General features: G+C 60.9%; 16 protein-coding genes. 8 read left to right on the forward strand and 8 right to left on the reverse strand.

Annotation, left to right across the window (positions count from 1 at the left end; genetic code table 11):
• Positions 1-38: 38 nt before the first annotated feature.
• The 3 genes from chrA to ACK3EW_RS03440 form a co-directional block, all read right to left on the reverse strand.
• A complete protein-coding gene (chrA, locus tag ACK3EW_RS03430) occupies positions 39-1,295 on the reverse strand; it encodes a chromate efflux transporter (protein ID WP_493808458.1) in 1,257 nt (418 codons plus the stop codon).
• 59 nt (positions 1,296-1,354) lie between these two features.
• The gene (locus ACK3EW_RS03435) at positions 1,355-2,494 is read right to left on the reverse strand and encodes a glycoside hydrolase domain-containing protein (RefSeq protein ID WP_493808459.1); all 1,140 of its coding nucleotides are present in this window, start codon (positions 2,492-2,494) and stop codon (positions 1,355-1,357) included.
• A gap of 103 nt (positions 2,495-2,597) precedes the next feature.
• Positions 2,598-2,999 (reverse strand): hypothetical protein, encoded by a 402-nt coding sequence (locus ACK3EW_RS03440; RefSeq protein ID WP_493808460.1) that lies wholly within the window; start codon positions 2,997-2,999, stop codon positions 2,598-2,600.
• Positions 3,000-3,128: 129 nt separating this feature from the next.
• Between ACK3EW_RS03440 and ACK3EW_RS03445 the strand changes: the two genes are divergently transcribed.
• Positions 3,129-4,490, forward strand: a complete 1,362-nt coding sequence (locus tag ACK3EW_RS03445; protein WP_493808461.1) for a caspase family protein — start codon at positions 3,129-3,131, stop codon at positions 4,488-4,490.
• A gap of 118 nt (positions 4,491-4,608) precedes the next feature.
• Here ACK3EW_RS03445 and ACK3EW_RS03450 read toward each other — a convergent pair whose 3' ends face one another.
• Positions 4,609-5,241, reverse strand: a complete 633-nt coding sequence (locus ACK3EW_RS03450; RefSeq protein ID WP_439118498.1) for a 50S ribosomal protein L25/general stress protein Ctc — start codon at positions 5,239-5,241, stop codon at positions 4,609-4,611.
• A gap of 147 nt (positions 5,242-5,388) precedes the next feature.
• Between ACK3EW_RS03450 and ACK3EW_RS03455 the strand changes: the two genes are divergently transcribed.
• On the forward strand, positions 5,389-6,564 hold the full coding sequence (locus ACK3EW_RS03455; RefSeq protein ID WP_493808462.1) for an MFS transporter: 1,176 nt from the start codon (positions 5,389-5,391) through the stop codon (positions 6,562-6,564).
• Here ACK3EW_RS03455 and ACK3EW_RS03460 read toward each other — a convergent pair.
• Positions 6,561-7,961, reverse strand: a complete 1,401-nt coding sequence (locus tag ACK3EW_RS03460) for an MATE family efflux transporter (protein WP_493808463.1) — start codon at positions 7,959-7,961, stop codon at positions 6,561-6,563. The genes ACK3EW_RS03455 and ACK3EW_RS03460 overlap by 4 nt on opposite strands.
• 532 nt (positions 7,962-8,493) lie before the next feature.
• The gene (locus ACK3EW_RS03465; RefSeq protein ID WP_493808464.1) at positions 8,494-9,660 is read right to left on the reverse strand and encodes an alpha-hydroxy acid oxidase; all 1,167 of its coding nucleotides are present in this window, start codon (positions 9,658-9,660) and stop codon (positions 8,494-8,496) included.
• 153 nt (positions 9,661-9,813) lie between these two features.
• On the opposite strand from ACK3EW_RS03465, the gene ACK3EW_RS03470 reads away from it, so the two are divergent.
• A complete protein-coding gene (locus tag ACK3EW_RS03470; RefSeq protein WP_493808465.1) occupies positions 9,814-10,935 on the forward strand; it encodes an Acg family FMN-binding oxidoreductase in 1,122 nt (373 codons plus the stop codon).
• The gene (locus ACK3EW_RS03475; protein ID WP_493808466.1) at positions 10,928-11,389 is read left to right on the forward strand and encodes a MarR family winged helix-turn-helix transcriptional regulator; all 462 of its coding nucleotides are present in this window, start codon (positions 10,928-10,930) and stop codon (positions 11,387-11,389) included. Before ACK3EW_RS03470 ends, ACK3EW_RS03475 begins: the two co-directional genes overlap by 8 nt.
• A gap of 2 nt (positions 11,390-11,391) precedes the next feature.
• Here ACK3EW_RS03475 and ACK3EW_RS03480 read toward each other — a convergent pair whose 3' ends face one another.
• Entirely contained in the window at positions 11,392-12,195 is an 804-nt protein-coding gene (locus ACK3EW_RS03480) for a 2-keto-4-pentenoate hydratase (RefSeq protein WP_493808467.1), read from the reverse strand.
• Positions 12,188-12,979 (reverse strand): tryptophan synthase subunit alpha, encoded by a 792-nt coding sequence (gene trpA, locus ACK3EW_RS03485; protein WP_439118492.1) that lies wholly within the window; start codon positions 12,977-12,979, stop codon positions 12,188-12,190. Before trpA ends, ACK3EW_RS03480 begins: the two co-directional genes overlap by 8 nt.
• 152 nt (positions 12,980-13,131) lie before the next feature.
• Between trpA and ppk2 the strand changes: the two genes are divergently transcribed.
• The 4 genes from ppk2 to ACK3EW_RS03505 all read left to right on the forward strand — a co-directional run bounded on the left by ppk2 (position 13,132) and on the right by ACK3EW_RS03505 (position 17,132).
• Positions 13,132-14,082, forward strand: coding sequence for a polyphosphate kinase 2 (ppk2, locus tag ACK3EW_RS03490; RefSeq protein ID WP_493808468.1), 951 nt, complete (start codon positions 13,132-13,134; stop codon positions 14,080-14,082).
• Between the two features lie 75 nt (positions 14,083-14,157).
• Positions 14,158-14,799: a DUF1007 family protein gene (locus ACK3EW_RS03495; protein WP_439118490.1), complete on the forward strand. Its 642-nt coding sequence runs from the start codon at positions 14,158-14,160 to the stop codon at positions 14,797-14,799.
• Entirely contained in the window at positions 14,778-15,701 is a 924-nt protein-coding gene (locus ACK3EW_RS03500) for a nickel/cobalt transporter (RefSeq protein WP_493808469.1), read from the forward strand. Before ACK3EW_RS03495 ends, ACK3EW_RS03500 begins: the two co-directional genes overlap by 22 nt.
• Positions 15,702-15,764: 63 nt before the next feature.
• Positions 15,765-17,132: an MATE family efflux transporter gene (locus tag ACK3EW_RS03505; RefSeq protein WP_493808470.1), complete on the forward strand. Its 1,368-nt coding sequence runs from the start codon at positions 15,765-15,767 to the stop codon at positions 17,130-17,132.
• Positions 17,133-17,147: the final 15 nt, after the last annotated feature.

Raw genomic sequence — 17,147 nt, forward strand, 5'->3', positions numbered from 1 at the left:
TCTAGGCGAAACCGCGGCCAAGGGCAAAAGCCCAAGCGTCAGATCTGCGCCAGCAGCAAGGCCGCCGCTGCGGAAATGCCCAAGACCCAGCCAATCGCCAGATGCACGCGCAATAGAAGTGCCGCCGAGAGCGCGATCAGCGCGATGGCGGACCAGTTGAGCGTCGCCACATCCGGCAGCCAGAGCTTCAACATGCCAGCTTCAGTCTTGGCCACCGATCCGAACAGCACATGCAGCGCAAACCAGAGTGACAGGTTCAGGATGACCCCCACCACCGCCGCCGTGATCGCACGCAACGCACCGTTCAGACGCGGCTGAGCGGAAATCCAGTCGATGTAAGGCGCACCGACAAAGATCCACAGAAAACACGGAACAAAGGTTACCCAGAGGGTCATCAGACCACCCGCAATCGCCAGCGCATAGCCGCCTTCCCGGAACGCCGCCAAGGTGCCCACGAACTGCGTGACAAGGATCAATGGGCCGGGTGTGGTTTCCGCCAATCCCAACCCGTCCATCATCTCGGTCGGGGTCAGCCAGCCATAGTGCACCACCACGTCCTGCGCCATGTAGGCCAGCACCGCGTATGCCCCGCCAAAGGTCACCACCGCAAGTTTCGAGAAGAAGAGCGCGATTTCGGTCAGGATCGTTCCGCCAAAGAGCAGATCGACGGCCAGAACGGGCAATCCCCAAACTGCAAGGCCGATCAAGATAGTGAACAGGCTTCTGCCTGCGGATACGGTGACCGGGAGGGCCGGGGTCGCGTCAGCGTGTGTGGCAACCAGCGCGCCATAGAACCCAGCCGCCAGAACGATTACCGGAAACGGCACCGCGAAGAAAAAGATCGCGACAAAGGCAAGCCCTGCCAGCACCCAATGCGCGACCCCATGCAGCGCCCGCTTCGACACCTTGAGAAGCGCCTCGACCACGATCACCACCGCCACTGCCTGCACGCCCAGAAACAGTGTCCCGACCAGCGGCAAGTCGCCATACGTCACGTAGAGCAGCGCCAGCGCAAAGATTACCGCCGCCCCCGGCAAGACAAACAGCAGCCCTGCGATCAACCCGCCCAGAATGCCGTGCAACCGCCAGCCCGCATAGGTGGCCAGCTGCATTGCCTCCGGTCCGGGCAATAGCATGCAAAAGCTGAGCGCGTTGAGGAATTGCTTTTCCGTCAGCCAATCGCGCTCGTCCACCAGCATCCGGTGCATCAGCGCGATCTGTGCCGCCGGGCCACCAAAGGACAGCAGGCCGATTTTCAAAAACACGGCAAAGATCTGGGCAAGGGTCGGCGTCATTGGCGCTGTGTCTCTGAACTGCGTGTCAGTTCGATGACACGTGGCACTTCAATGCCAGATCAGTCGCAAGATGTCGCGTTGCGCCGGGCGGTTTCGAAAATCCAGTCGGGCTTGTAGCCGAAATGTGCTGTCAGGTTGCTGTGATGCGTCCAGCCGTCGAATTCGCCATCATCATCCACATCAACCTCGATCAGCGTGTCGGTGGATTCGCCGACCCGCGCTGCATTGGCGAAGTCTATTTTGGGGGGCAGTCGAGACGCTTTGCCTGCCTTGCATTCGGTCCTATTGGCCACGTCCGAGGAAGATGATCCCTTGTCGCGTCGCACCACCGCATCGCCATCACAGGCGAACCGCCGTGTGGCGAAGATATCAAAGGTGCGGCCTTCGTCGACGATATAGCTCTCGCCATCACGCCAGAGCCCGACGTCGACATCCTGAAATATGTTCTGCACATTGGTATCCAGCGGGAGACCGCGGCGACAGCCCGAGCCTGTGCTGCCGAACCATTCCCGGTCGACTTGGTTCTGGAATAGGTGCCAGTTACCCGAGCGGTGAAATTCGCTGGTGCGGGAAAAGGCGCGCGAGGCCGAGATCCAAGAGTATTCGATCAGCCCGGCTTGCCGCAGGATTTGATGCGCATGTCCACTGCCATAAGCCCCGGTCCGATAGCCCGCCGCATCCATCCGCGCTTTGATCACGCGAAAATAGCGGGTCATCAAGTCGATGGTCTCACGGTCCTGATCGGTGAAGTTGAAATCCACACCGAAATAGATCGCCGTCCCGCGCGGTTGCCCCAAGGCCTGTGCCTGCGAGATCGCCGCCTGCACGTCCAACTCCGCTTCCTCTTCCACGCTGCGGCCAACCCCGGTCCAATTGCAATTGGCATCCGGCAGCGCTTTGCCGTCGCGGTTCTGGCCGCGAAACTTGTTCGGGGTGTTGCTGTAGTATTGGTAGACCGACAGCACCGCGAAGCCCTTTGCGAACATCTGCGCGATTTCGCTGTTCGGGTCGCTGGGCCGCCCCTGATTGATCAACCGCTTTTCCGTCAGGCCATATTCCGGCTGATCGCAACGCGCATAGTACCGCCCAATCACTGACACGCCGCGCTCTTTCAGCCGGTCTAGATAAGGGCGGGTGTCAAAGGCGGTGTCGATGATCGCCACGCGGGTTTCGGCATAGGCGCCTGATGTCAAAAACAACAGCGCGGCGCTGGCGATTGCACTGAAGACGCATCTCAACTTGGGTAACCTCAGCTTTTGAGACCTGACCTGTGCCATGTCTTGTCCGACCCCAGGCCCCAGATCATGTCACGTCGATGCTCAGGTTGATCCGGATGTTCGTCCGGCCCTGAATAACGTATGTGGTGCTGTCCTGACCGGTCTTGCGCCCCGCTACGTAGTAAACCAACAGCACGCTGAACCGTTTGCCTTTGCACGCACCGTTCTGCGGCGTGAATTTCCGTTGCACGGTTCGGAACTTACCAAGCGAGGGAGCATCTTCGATGACGAGCTTCGGGTATCCTCGGTCGGTGCAGGTGCGCTCATCATAGTTGAGGCATTGAAATTCGATCTGCTTTCCCGCTTCGACGCTCCGGTTCAGATAGCGCAGACTTTGGGCCTGCGCAGAACTGGTTTCGGTCAGTAGAAACACGGCGGCGACGATGAGCGTCAGGATCGCTGTGAAAAGACTCCTGTCTCGTTTCATAATGATGTCCCCCTTAAAATCGGTCTTTGAAATAATCGGGCCGGCGCGATGGCAGACGACTCTGCGGCGTTATTCTTGCTAGGCTCAGTGCCTGTAGGCGGTGTGTCAACGTATTTTTGGACTGGGGCCATGATCGGTTCTGCTGTTTTAAGGGCGACAATTTCTGCGGTCGCTGTTGTTTTTGCGTTATTATTGGCCGCGACCCCGGCTGTCGCTGGGCGCGTGGCGCTTGTCTTGGGCAATGCGAATTACGAACACACCGTACCGCTTGCCAATCCGCGCAATGACGCCGAAGCCATCGCGGATGCATTGGCAGAACTGGGGTTCGAGGTTTATGACGGGTTCGATCTGGGGCGGGCCGCGACCGAGGATCTGATCCGGGACTTTTCCCGCGCTGCCAGCGGCGCAACCACGGCAGTGCTGTTCTATGCAGGGCACGGTCTCGAAGTGGGTGGGGTCAATTATCTGGTGCCCGTCGATGCGCAGATCCGCGATGAGGCCGATCTCAAATTCGAAACGATTAACCTGACCGACATCCTTCAACTGATGGAGCGCGAGAACCGCACCAACCTGATCTTTCTCGACGCGTGCCGCGACAATCCCATGGCGGGGAATCTGGCGCGCAGCATGGGAACGCGGTCGGCATTCATCGGGCGCGGATTGGCGCGGGTGGATACCGGCGTGGGCACGATGATCGCCTATGCCACACAGCCCGGTAACGTGGCGCTTGATGGCGTTGGGCGGCACAGCCCGTTCACAAGCGCGCTTCTGGAACATATCGCAACCCCAGCGCTGGATGTCGAAATCATGATGCGGCACGTGCGACGCGATGTGATGGAGCAGACAGCAGGTCAACAGGTGCCGTGGAGCAGCTCGTCTCTTACCGGCAGTTTTGCGTTCAAACTGCAAGAGGTGCCACAGGTGATGCCGGATGCGCCGCAAATTGCAGCACTTGCGAGTCCTGATCCCGACGTGACGTCGCGCAGCGATGTAGCCGCGACAGTGCAAGACGCGCCATCCCCTGAACCCACGCCATTGCCGCTGGCTGTTCCGTCGCCTGTCGGGGACGCTCTGCCAGTGTTGGCGGCTCCGCTGTCCGCCAAAGAGATCACACAACGGTCTCAGGCGGAGTTGAACCGTCTTGGCTGCGATGCCGGGGTCGAGGACGGAATTTGGGGCCGCAAAAGCCAAGGCGCGCTTGAACGCCTTGTTGAACACGCGCCGGAGATCGCGCAGGTCGCGTTGGACCCGAGCGAAGATCTGTTGCAGCGCATGGAGCAGATGGAGGGGCGTATCTGCCCGCTGGTCTGCGCTGTGACAGAGAACCTTGTGGGGGACGCTTGTGTGCGAAAGACCTGTCCCACTGGCCAGAGATTGTCTTCAAGAGGGGTGTGCTACACGCCGCAGACCACGACAAGCCGAGGCAGTTCCAGTCCGGCGCGCAGCCAGTCAAGCTGTTTCCAGTTCAACGGGCAGACGTTCTGCAATTAATCGGCTGATTTTTGTTGCTGGCAGGTGGGGATTGCTTTCGGCCATTCCAACCAAAGCGGCAAACGAAAACGGCCCCACCCGAAGGCGAGGCCGTTCAAACCTTGAAGGGCCGACGCGATTATTCTTCGCTAGGCGCTTCTGCAGCCTCTTCGGCGTCATCTTCGTTGTCTGCCGAACGCAGGCCCGACGGAGCAGAGATGTTGGCGATCACGAAGTCACGGTCGATGGTCGGCTTTGTGCCTTCCGGCAGCGTGATGTCGGAAATCGTCACGGTGTCACCGATGTTCAGGCCCGTCAGATCGACGGTCAGCTTCTCGGGGATGTCGCCAGCGGTCACGACCAGTTCGACTTCAGGGCGAACGGCAGTCAGAACGCCGCCCTTCTTGAGGCCGGGTGCTGCACCTTCGTTGATGAACTCAACGGGGATGAACAGGTTGATTTTGGTGGTGCGGCGCAGACGCATCAGGTCGACATGTGTCGGCAAGTCTTTGACGACATCGCGCTGAACGTCGCGGCAGATCACGCGGACGTCGTCGTGGCCTTCAACTTTGAGGTTGAAGAGCGTCGACTTGAAACGGCCCTTGCGCAGGCGCTGCAACAGCTTGTTGAAGGGAAGGTTGATTGCGAGCGGCTCTTTGTCGCCACCGAATACAACGCCCGGAACCATGCCATCGCGGCGTGCCTGACGAGCGGCGCCCTTGCCTGTCCCCGTCCGTTCCAGAGCTACGAGATCAGGAATCTCTCCAGCCATGATAATTCTCCAAATTGTAAGGGCAGGGTGCCTCCAAGGCTGTCACCCCGCATTAAGCCCGCGCGATAGACTGGATTCCCGCGTAGGGCAAGAGCGAAGGTTGCAGATTCCGCCCATCCTGTGCCGTTTGTGGGCTGGACCGTTGCGATGCGGCGTGGCACTGGCGGCAGCATGAACCTTTTGCGTGATCTCTATATCAGCCGCGGACCCGCCGCTGGATTCGCCGCTGTCGGTGTGTTCTGGGGCAGTTTTGCCGCACTAGTGCCGGTGATCAAGCCGCAGGTGGGGCTGTCGGATGGGCAGTTTGGGCTGGCGCTGCTCATCACCTCGATTGGGGCGGTGATGGCGATGTGGCTGGCACCTTTGGCCGAGCGCGGGCTGGGCGCGCGGGCACTGGGCGTGCTGACGGCGCTGCTTGCGGTGGCGACCCTGCTTCCGGGGCACACGACCAATGGGGTGATGTTCACACTTGCCATGCTGGGTGTCACGATGACCTCGGGCACGCTCGATGTGGCGATGAACGCCCGCGTCAGCGCGCTTGAGGCGCAGGTCGGGCGCAGCCTGATGAACCTGAACCACGCTGTGTTTTCGGTGGCGTATGCGTTCTGCGCGTTGGCCACGGGGCTGGCGCGCGAGCTTGGGTTGGGCCCGGCTGCGATCCTAACCGGGGGTGGTCTTTTGATCGGCGTGCTGATGCTGCAAGCCTTTGCCGCTCCTGTGGCCGATGCCGAACACGAGGCCGACGGGGTCGAGGTGGCACCGTTGCCGTGGGCGCTGCTTTTGCCCGGCGGGATGATCATTCTGATCGCCTTTATGTCGGAACAGGCCACCGAAGGCTGGTCGGCGCTGCATCTCGAACGCAACCTTGGGGCGGGTGCTGCGCAGGGTGCATTGGGCCCTGCACTGCTTGGCATTACGATGGCAGTTGGTCGTCTGACCGGGCAGGTCGTGGCCAACCGTGTGTCCGAACGAATGGTAATCCGCTGGGCGTCGGTGACGGCCGGGATCGGCGCTTGCATTGCGGCCACTGCGCCATCGCTGGGTGTGGCCTATCTGGGCTTTTCCATCCTTGGGTTGGGCGTGTCGGTGATGGCCCCGATGGCCTATGCGTGGATCGGGCGGATGGTCCCGAACCGGTATCGCAGCCACGCGATCTCGCGGATTTCGGTGGTCGGATATGCCGGGTTCTTTGTTGGCCCACCGCTGATGGGGTTTCTGTCCGAGGGCTTTGGGCTTGCCGTGTCATTCCTGACGATCGGCGGTGTTCTGTTCGCTGTGCCACTGCTGCTGGTCCCGGTGTTGTCACGACGGAGCGCGCCCTAACGCCGTCCGAAGAACAGCGCGATCTGGCGCGCTTGCCGCTGGAACAGGCGCGGGCCTTTGGGTGTCTCGCCCTGCGCTTGGACCGCGTCAATCGTGCGGCGCACCAGCACGATGGACAAAACGCCGAAAAACACCCCGCCCGCCGCCTGCCCAATCAACACGCCAGGCGCGCCGAACAGGATCGACCCCAACCAGACCAGTGGGATAGTCCCCAATGTGTGGCGTCCCCAATTGAGCCATGTCGAATAGAACGGGCGGCCCAGATTGTTGAAACAGGCGTTCGACACAAACAGCATCCCGTTGAAAAAGAACGCCAGCGCCAGTGGCCCGCAGAACAGGAAGATAAGCGACAACGACACACCCTCGGCATTGAACAATGCCGCGATGTGGCCACGCAGGAAAAACAGGATCACCGTTGCAATCACCACGACGATCCCCGTGAACAACAGCGCATCATAGAGCGCGCGGCGGACGCGGGTAAAATCCCGCGCGCCGTAATTCTGACCGATGATCGGACCAACCGCCCCCGACAGCGCAAAGATGGTGCCAAAGGCAATTGGCGTCAGGCGGCCAATGATCGCCATGCCTGCAACAGCCTCTTCGCCGTATTCCGCCATGGATCGCGTAACCCAGGCCTGTCCAACTGGAGTTGCCAGCTGGGTCAGGATCGCAGGCAGGGAAATGGCAAGGATCGGGGTCAGGTCTTTGAAAAACCCACTCAGGCGGGGCGTGCTCAGCCCGCCGTGGTGCTGAAAGATGGGAACAAGGGCCAAACCTGCAATGGTGATCCGGGCCAGCACGGACCCGAGTGCTGCACCGGTCAGTTCCAATCCGAAGGTAAAAATCAGGATCGGGGCCACAGCGGCATTCACCAATCCGCCGGCCACTGTGGCGGTCATCGCCCGTCGCGCATCGCCGTGGGCGCGCAGGATCGCACCACCCGCCATACCGATCAGAAGAACCGGCAGGGAGGGGACGATGATTTGCAGGTAGTGAACCGCAAGGTCCGCCGTCTCTCCCGTAGCCCCCAGCAGTCCAACCAGCACACCAAGGTTCTGCCAGACCAGCATGGCAAAGAGCGCGGCAAAGACGACGCCCGCCGCAAGCGCGTTGGACGCCCGTTGCCGCGCCAGGTCTTCGTCCCCGGCGCCCAAAGCCTGCGCCACCAATGCGCCCGCTGCAATGGCAATGCCGATGTTGAAGGAGGTGGTAAAGAACAGGATCGCGCCTGCATAGCCCACGGCTGCGGCCAGCTCCTCTTTGCCCAGCATGGAGATGAAGATCATGTCGACGAAATCGACCGCGAACACCGCCATCAGTCCCACCGAGGCGGTCAGCGACATCACCGAGATGTGGCGGAAGAGATTGCCTTTGAGGAACACGGCCTGATCGGACATAGACCAACCCTGTCATGGAACGTGGGTCGCAGGAAGCCTGATCGGGGGTGCGCATTTTCGAAAATGCGCATCATAGCCTTCGAAGGCTCTGTGTCAGCGCATGAGACTCCGCGGGACACACGGTTTCGAAACCGTGTTGACGGTCTTTCGAAAGACCGTCCACCGTACGCTGGATTTCCGAACTCTTAATGACACGTCATCCATACCTCCGCCTACGATGCGCATCGAGCGGGCAGGGTCACTCCCATGCCGCGACACTTGAACTGACTGCTCTCAGTCGCCCGCAAGGGCCGACCCTGAGAAACCGGTTTCAGAAGGCTCCATAGGGGCACAGGTCACGGGGGCAGCCCCGACAGAATGAGAGAACGGTCAGGCCACAGAGCGGCGCCGCTTCTTCTTCACAATACGTTATCCTTGGACTGTTTTCCGAGGACCACATGCCAAACGGCGTCTCGGGTCTAGCCCGAGGATGCCGGTCCTGTTTGCCACACAGCTTCCTTGGGCACATCCGAGGCAGCCTATCATCCGTGTCTCACTCGGCCCAGTCGCCCGAGAAACCCTTGGGGATCATCAGGATATCGCGGTCCAGATTGTTCACATCCGTGCGCCCACACAGCCCCATCGACACCTCCAGTTCCTTGTGGATCACGTTCAGTGCGTCCGTCACACCCTGTTGCCCGTTGGCCCCCAGACCATAGACATAGGCGCGGCCGATATAGGTGCCTTTGGCCCCCATCGCGAGCGCCTTGAGCACGTCCTGACCAGAGCGGATGCCGCTGTCGAGATGCACTTCGATCTTGTCGCCCACCACGTCCATGATCGGCTCGAGCGCGCGGATGGACGACAGCGCGCCGTCCAGTTGCCGCCCACCGTGGTTCGACACGATGATTGCATCCGCACCGACATTCAGCGCTTCCAGCGCATCGCGCGGATCCATGATGCCCTTGATGATCAGCGGGCCGTCCCACATCTTGCGGAATTCCTGGATGCGATCCCAGTTCAAGGCCTGATCAAACGCCTGCGTGGTCCATGACGACAGCGACGATGGATCTTTCACACCCTTCGCATGCCCCACGATATTGCCGAAAAACCGCCGCTTGGTTTGGAGCATGCCCAGACCCCACTGCACCTTGGTCATCATGTTTGCGACCGAGGCGGGCGTCAACTTGGGCGGCGCGCTGAGGCCGTTCTTCACATCCTTGTGGCGCTGGCCCAGCAGTTGCAGGTCGACCGTGATGATCGCAGCCGAACACTTGGCGGCCTTGGCGCGGTCGAACAGGCGCTGCATGAAATCGTCGTCCTTGAGCGTGTACACCTGCATCCAGAACGGCTTGGACGTGTTCTCGGCCACATCTTCGATCGAACAGATCGACATGGTGCTGAGCGAGTAAGGCACACCAAACTTTTCCGCTGCTTTGGCCGCTTTGATCTCGCCATCGAAATGCTGCATCCCCGTCAGGCCCACCGGGGCAAGCGCAACAGGCATCGCTACATCCTGACCAATCATCTGCGATGCGGTCTTGCGGCCTTCCATGTCGATGGCCACGCGTTGGCGCAGGTAGATCTTGTCGAAATCAGAAGAGTTCTCGCGGAAGGTCTGTTCGGTCCAGCTGCCCGATTCCGTGTAGTCGAAGAACATCTTTGGGACGCGGCGTTTGTAGATACGGCGAAGGTCTTCGATTTCGGTGATCACGGGCATGGCGTGGCCTTTCGGATGTATTGGTTAGTTTTCTTTACCAATGTTGGTCAATTCGCGCAACGCGGCATTTTTGCCCTGACGACATTTTCGCTTGGGGATTGACTGGTTCGATATCGTACTAAATAGTGCGATATCGAACCAAAGGAGAAACCTATGACTTATTCCCGTCGCGAAACACTTGGCCTGATCGGGGGTGGCACCGTTGTTGCCGCCGCCTCTGGCCTGGGCCTGTTCGCTGCCACCCGCACCCCTGCCAAGGCTCTCGCGCCGTGGGACAGCGCGGGGCAGTATCCCGATCCACGTCTGCGCGCGATGTCCTATGCGCTGCTGGCACCGAACCCGCATAACCGTCAGCCGTGGGAGGCCGAATTGGTGGGTGAGGACAGCGTCCATATCTGGCGCGACCCAGCCCGCGATCTGCCGGTGACCGACCCGTTTGCGCGACAATTGACCATCGGAATGGGGTGCTTTCTGGACCTGATGCGTATGGCCGCCGCCGAAGAAGGTTACGGGATCGAGCAGACCTTGTTCCCCGACGGCGAAACCGGCCCCGTTGCGGTTTGCCGGTTTGTGGCAGATGCCGCGCAACCCGATCCGCTTTTTGCGTATGTCTTTGAGCGGCGGTCGCATAAAGACGTGTTCGCGGACCGTCCGCTCAACGCAGCAGCGATGGACGCAATCTCGCCCCACGTCGATCTATTGGCACAAGGGGACGAGGCCGAAGCCCTGCGCGCGCTGGCGACCGAGGCTTGGTTGATCGAGGCCGCAACCTTTGAGGCTTGGAAGGAAAGCATCGACCTTTTGCGGATCGGCAAGGCAGAGATCAACGCTCAGCCCGATGGGATCGACTTGGGTGGGCCCATGTTCGAGGCGCTGAACCGGATGGGATTGCTGACCCGCGAGGCATCGCTTGATCCGACCACGATGGCGGCACAGGGCGCTATTCAGGGCACCGTGGACGCCATCGCTTCGGCTGCCGGATTGGTGGTGCTGACCAGTGGGGGCAACACACGCGCCGATCAGATCGTATCCGGGGCGCGGTGGTTGCAGCTCAACCTTGCGGCTACAGGTGCCGGGCTGGGGGTGCGGCCGGTCAGTCAGGCGTTGCAGGAATACCCGGAAATGGCCGCGCCTTATGCCGCGATCCATGATGCCTATGCGCCTGCTGGCGGCACTGTTCAAATGCTTGGACTTCTGGGCTACGCTTCAGCGACGCCGCGCACACCGCGCTGGCCGCTGGAAACCCGGATGAGGCCAAAATCGAATAATGCCTGAAACAAATGCTGCGCCAGAGCTGAACGGTCTCTATTTCCAACTGTTCAACGAAATCGGCATCATCAATCAACTCAGCCGCGCCGCTTTCGAGGCGCGGCTGCCGGATGGGATGGTGTTGCCGCAATTCGCCGTAATCAACCACCTGATCCGGGTGCAGGACGGGCGCACGCCCTTACAATTGGCCCGTGCGTTTCAGGTGCCCAAGACCAGCATGACCCACACGCTGGCCGGGTTGGAAAAGCGCGGGTTTGTTGAAATGCGCGCCAATCCCGACGATGCGCGCAGCAAACAGGTTTGGCTGACAGAAGCGGCGCACAGGTTTCGGGATGACGCCATCGCAAGCCTTGCACCTGATGTCGCCGCGTTTTCAGACACGCTGGATCGACATGAACTCACCGAAGTGATCACCCTGCTGGAGCGGCTGCGCAAGCGGATGGATGCGGCGCGGGACTGAACTCAGGTCACCCTGATGGAAAGTCCTTGCAACAGCGGTGTGTCGAAGTCCGTGCGCCACACTTGGCCAGCCGCGATGGGGCGCGCATCTGTGAGCGTTCCGGTCGTGACCACTGCGCCGGGTTGGATCCGGCCAGCGCCGGGCATGCGGTCGATCTGGCTGACAAGGTAGTGCAGCGCGGTCAGTGGTCCGCCAAGCACATCGACACCGTGGCCGATCAGCCTCTCCTCGGGACCGGTCAGGGTGATGCCGCAGGTGGTCAATGCCTCTAGCCGGTCCCGTGTTGGGGCCATGCGCGGGCCGATCCACAATGCCCCGTGCATCGCCATCGCGGCCACGCTGTCAGGTGCGGTAAACCGCCAGCCGGGATAGAGCGAGGTGACGATTTCAAACCCGTGCGCGACCCAGTCGATGCAATCGGCCAGCGCGGTCAGGTCCATGTCGGGGGTGGGGGAGGCTTTGAAGCCGAACACGATCTCGGGTTCGATCCGAGGTTCTGGTAGGGCGGGCAGCGTGATTACGCCATTTGAAGGGATGTCATGAACGCTGCTGTCATACATCCAGCCCCAGACAGGTGCGTCGACATTATAGATCGGCCAGATCGTGCGATTGGTGAACCCGATCTTGCGGCCCGCCATTGTTTCGCCATTGGCCAGCCGCCGGGCGTGGAGCTCGGATGCGATGCGGTAGCCCTGATCCAGCGTCAGGTCAGGCATAGAGTCGGTCAGGGGCGGCACCTGCATATTGCCGTGAAACGCCGCATAAAGCGCATCTGTCGCCCAGAACTCCGGCATTGGATCAGGCACGGTGTGCGCCGTCTGCAAGGGATTTGACGAAGGCCAGAACCTCGGTCACAGACTTGCCGCTGGCCAGTTCCGCCACGATGGCTGAGCCCACAACGCAGCCATCGGCCACGCTGGCAATCGCCTGCGACGCGTCGGGGGTCTTGATACCGAAGCCCACGATCACGGGCAGGTCGGTCTGTGACTTGATCCGCGCGACTTCGGGGCCGACGTCCGTGGCCTGCGCTTCGGCGGCGCCGGTGATGCCGGTGATCGACACGTAGTAGACAAAGCCAGACGTGTTCTGCAGCACCTTGGGCAGACGTTTGTCATCGGTGGTTGGTGTCGCCAGACGAATGAAGTTCAAGCCCGCCGCCTGCGCCGGGATGCACAGCTCGTCGTCTTCCTCGGGTGGCAGGTCGACGATGATCAGACCGTCGATGCCTGCCTCTTTGGCTTGCACCAAAAACGTATCCACGCCGCGCGAATAGATCGGGTTGTAGTAGCCCATCATCACTATGGGGGTCGTGTCGTCGTCCTGCCGGAAGGTCCGGGCCAGTTCCAATGTGCGGTCCAGCGTCATGCCACCTTCAAGCGCGCGTTGACCGGCAAGCTGGATCGTGCTGCCGTCTGCCATCGGGTCGGTGAAGGGCAGGCCCAGTTCGATGATGTCGACACCGGCGGCAGGCAGTCCTTTGACCAATTCCAGCGATGTGTCGAAGTCGGGATCGCCCGCCATCACGTAGGACACAAAGGCCTTTTTTCCGGCTTTCCGCAGTTCTGCGAATTTGGCGTCGATACGGGTCATGGTGGTCTCCTGAACTGGTCGGACCCGATTGCCGGAGTTGCGCGGGAAAATCAATGGGGCTGGGCGTTCTGTTTTTGATGCGTGTCAAAGAGACCTTTTTACGTTCCTGTTACGATGCGCCGTACGATCACATTCAGCACCCGGAGATTTGCATGCCTTCATCCCCCGCCATCGCCGCCGACGAGTCGACGACCCCACAACCGACCGGCGCGCTTAAAGAGGTTCAAGTCACACCCAAGAAGGCGGTCACGGCCGATGATGTGCGTCGCGCCTTCGAGTCTGGGAAATATCCCTATCGAAGCCGCCTGTCTCGTAGCGCCTACGAGGCCGAGAAAGCCGCGCTTCAGGCGGAATTGCTGAAAGTGCAGCTTTGGGCACAAGACACCGGGCAAAAGTTCGTCATGATCTTCGAAGGCCGGGACGCTGCGGGCAAGGGCGGCACGATCAAGCGCTTTACCGAACACCTCAATCCTCGCACCGCGCGCGTGGTGGCATTGAACAAGCCCACCGATGTGGAGCGCGGGCAATGGTACTACCAGCGCTATATCGAACATCTGCCGACGGCTGGGGAAATCGTGCTTTATGACCGGTCGTGGTACAACCGTGCCGGGGTCGAGCGGGTTATGGGGTTTTGCGAACCGGGCGAATACCTTGAATTCATGCGGCAGACCCCGGATTTCGAACGCATGCTGACGCGGTCGGGCATACGGCTTTACAAATACTGGTTCTCGGTCACGCAGGCCGAACAGAAACGCCGCTTTGCAAGCCGTGAAACCGATCCGCTTAAACAGTGGAAGCTGTCGCCCATCGACAAGGCCAGTCTGAACAAGTGGGACGATTACACTGAAGCGAAAGAGGCGATGTTCTTTTACACCGACACCGCTGATGCGCCTTGGGCTATCGTTAAATCCGATGACAAGAAACGCGCGCGCCTGAATTGCATGAAGCATTTTCTGTCGACGCTGGATTATCCGGGCAAGGATCTCTCGATTGCCACACCGCCCGATCCGTTGATCGTGGGTGGGGCCGGGCACGTGATCCATCGGTCCGATCACATTCTGGGCGCGGCGCTGCATCCGGACGCGCGCAAAACCCGGGCCTGACGATTGCGCAATTCTCTGCCGCCCGGCGGTGGATGACCTTGCTTTAGGGGGCCGGGGGCCTTACCTCCGGTTCCTATGAAACACGCACTTTGCGCCTTTGCATTTGGTTTGGTCGCCGCGCCGCTTGGCGCGCATCCGCACATCTTTGTCGAGACCGCGCTGCGGTTCGAAATCAATGACCAGCGCGAGGTGACAGGGGTCACGGTCACGTGGACCTATGACGACTTTTTCACGCTGCTCATTCTCGAAGACATGGGCCTCGATGCCGATGGCGATGGGGAATTGACTGAAGCGGAACTGGACACACTGTTCGGGTTTGACCTGATCGAATGGCCAGAAGGGTTCGAAGGCGATCTTTACGTCTATTCCGCGGGAGAAAAGATCGAGATGCCGCGCCCGCGTCCCATCGGGATCGCGGTGGAGGGCGGGTTCATCACCGCGACCCATTTCCGCGAGATCCCCCCGGTTGCTGTCGAGGCAATCGAAGTGCTGCAATACGATCCGACCTATTATGTCGCCTATGACGTATCACAAGGCGTATCCCTGACCGATCCCGGTTGCGCTGCCACCGTCACTGATCCCGATCAAGCCGCTGCGCAGGCTGCCGTCGACAAGGAACTGGACGGTGGATCAATGGAAGACATCTTCAACGAGATGCGCGTCGGTATTCACTTTTCTGACTCGATCACGATGTCATGCGCACCGCCCTCCAACTAGCCGCAGTTGTCGTCGTCGCGCTTGCGGTTTGGCTCTGGGGCTTTGACGGCGCGCAGATGTTGGAGCGCTGGGCCGCCGAGGGCCAACGCGCCGCACAAAGTGGTATGGCGCAGGGATTGCGTGCGCTGAGGGCCAACGAGCCGGGTGCGTTGATGACGCTGATGGGGGTGTGTTTCGGCTACGGCTTCTTCCACGCGGTCGGGCCGGGCCATGGCAAGATCCTGATTGCGGGGTACGGCGTTGCGGAGCGCGTGGCTCTGACCCGACTGTCGGTGCTTGCGGTGCTGTCGAGCCTTGCGCAGGCGGGGATGGCCATCGTCGTGGTCTATACTGGCGTCTGGCTGTTGGGCCTTGGCCGCGAAGAGATGGTCGACGCCGCCGAGTACTGGTTCGCCCCCTTCAGCTATGCCGCGATCTGCGCCATCGGCGCATGGCTTGCGCTGCGCGGCGCGGTGCGGCTTTGGTCAAACTGGAGGACGGTAGAGCACCACCACCATGATCACGATCACCACCATGACTCCGGCGAAGACGGCGTTTGCGGCACATGTGGCCATGCCCATGCGCCGACGCCGGAACAGGCGAAAAACGTCCATTCGCTGCGCGATGCGCTGGTGCTGATCGGGGCAATTGCGATCCGCCCCTGCACCGGGGCGCTGTTCCTGCTGATCCTGTCGGTCAGCATGGGAATCGAACTGGCGGGAATCCTTGGCACCTTTGCAATGGGTCTGGGGACGGCCAGCGTGACCCTTGCCGCCGCCGCCGGAGCGGTGACCTTCCGCGAAGGCGCATTGGCCCGGTTCGCCAACGGTCCACACACCGCCCGGATCGCCGGGGTGATCGAAACCGGCGCTGGGCTGATCATTGCCATTCTTGCCGCACAGTTCCTGATCCGCGCAATCTGACCCGACAAAACGCTTGCCCCAATCTAAGGGCGGGTCTAACCGACCGGCATGCACGCAAAACAGATGTCATACCCGGCCCATGTCAGGGCCATCCTCGTTTTGGGGTTACCACTGGTGGGTGGGCACATGGCGCAGATGGCCATTGGCCTGACCGACACCATCATGGTGGGCTGGTACGGGGCCGAGGCATTGGCGACGGTGACGTTGGCCAACACGCTGTTCTTCACGCTGTTCCTGTTCGGTTGCGGGTTCGCTTGGGCAGTGATGCCGATGGTGGCGTCTTATGCCGCCGAAGGTGACGATCAGAAAGTGCGCCGTGCCACCCGCATGGGGTTATGGCTGTCGGCACTTTTTTGCGTGGTGATGTTTCCGCTTCTGTGGTGGTCCGAGGCTTTGCTGCGGCTGTTGGGCCAAACGCCGGTGATCGCGTCCGAGGCGCAGGTTTATCTGCGAGTGTTGGCTTTTGGGCTGTTACCCGCGCTTGTGACAATGACGCTCAAAAGCTATTTGGCGGCGCTTGAGAAAACCAAGGTGGTGTTCTGGGTCACGATTGTGGCTGTGCCCTACAACGCACTTGCAAACTTTGCGCTGATCTTCGGCAATTTTGGCTTTCCCGAACTGGGGCTTCAGGGTGCGGCGATCGCGTCGCTCAGCACACATGTGTTCTCGGTGCTGGTGATCGTGGTCTATATCCGCCGTTTCGTACCTGAACACAGCCTGTTCCAACGGCTCTGGAAACCCGACAACGAGATGTTCGCAGAGGTCTTCATGCTGGGCGTCCCCATCGGTCTGACCTCGCTGTCGGAAACTATGCTGTTCGCGGCATCTGCCATCATGATGGGTTGGCTTGGGACAATTCCGCTGGCCGCGCATGGGATCGCGCTGCAACTGGCGTCGATGACCTTTATGTTGCATCTTGGCCTGTCCAACGCCGCCACCGTCCGCGCGGGCAATGCCTTTGGCCGCAAGGACTGGCCGCATATGGCGCGGGGCGGGATCGTCGCTCTGGCGCTCTCGGCCTTTATCGCTGTGCTCACAATCATCCTCTTTGTCGCTGTGCCCGAACCGCTGATCGCGGCTTTCCTCGACCCCGATGACCCTGCACGCGACGAGATCATCACCATGGGCATCACACTGCTGATCCTCGCTGCGATCTTCCAACTGGTGGACGGCGCACAGGTTGTGGCACTTGGCCTGTTGCGGGGCGTGCAAGATGCTGGCTTGCCGATGCTCCTCGCCGCCGTGTCCTATTTCGGGGTTGGCCTGCCCGCCGCCGTGGTTCTGGGCTTTGTTGCGGACTGGGGCGCGACGGGCATCTGGATCGGGCTGGTTCTTGGCCTTGCGGTTGCGGCGGTGCTTTTGAACAACCGCTTCTGGTTCCAAATGATCCCCAATCTCAGCCGCCTTGCAGCGCCCGCGGCCAACGCATAGAAGCGGCGCAAATCT

It is taken from the genome of Marivita sp. NO-S04 (assembly GCF_059070475.1).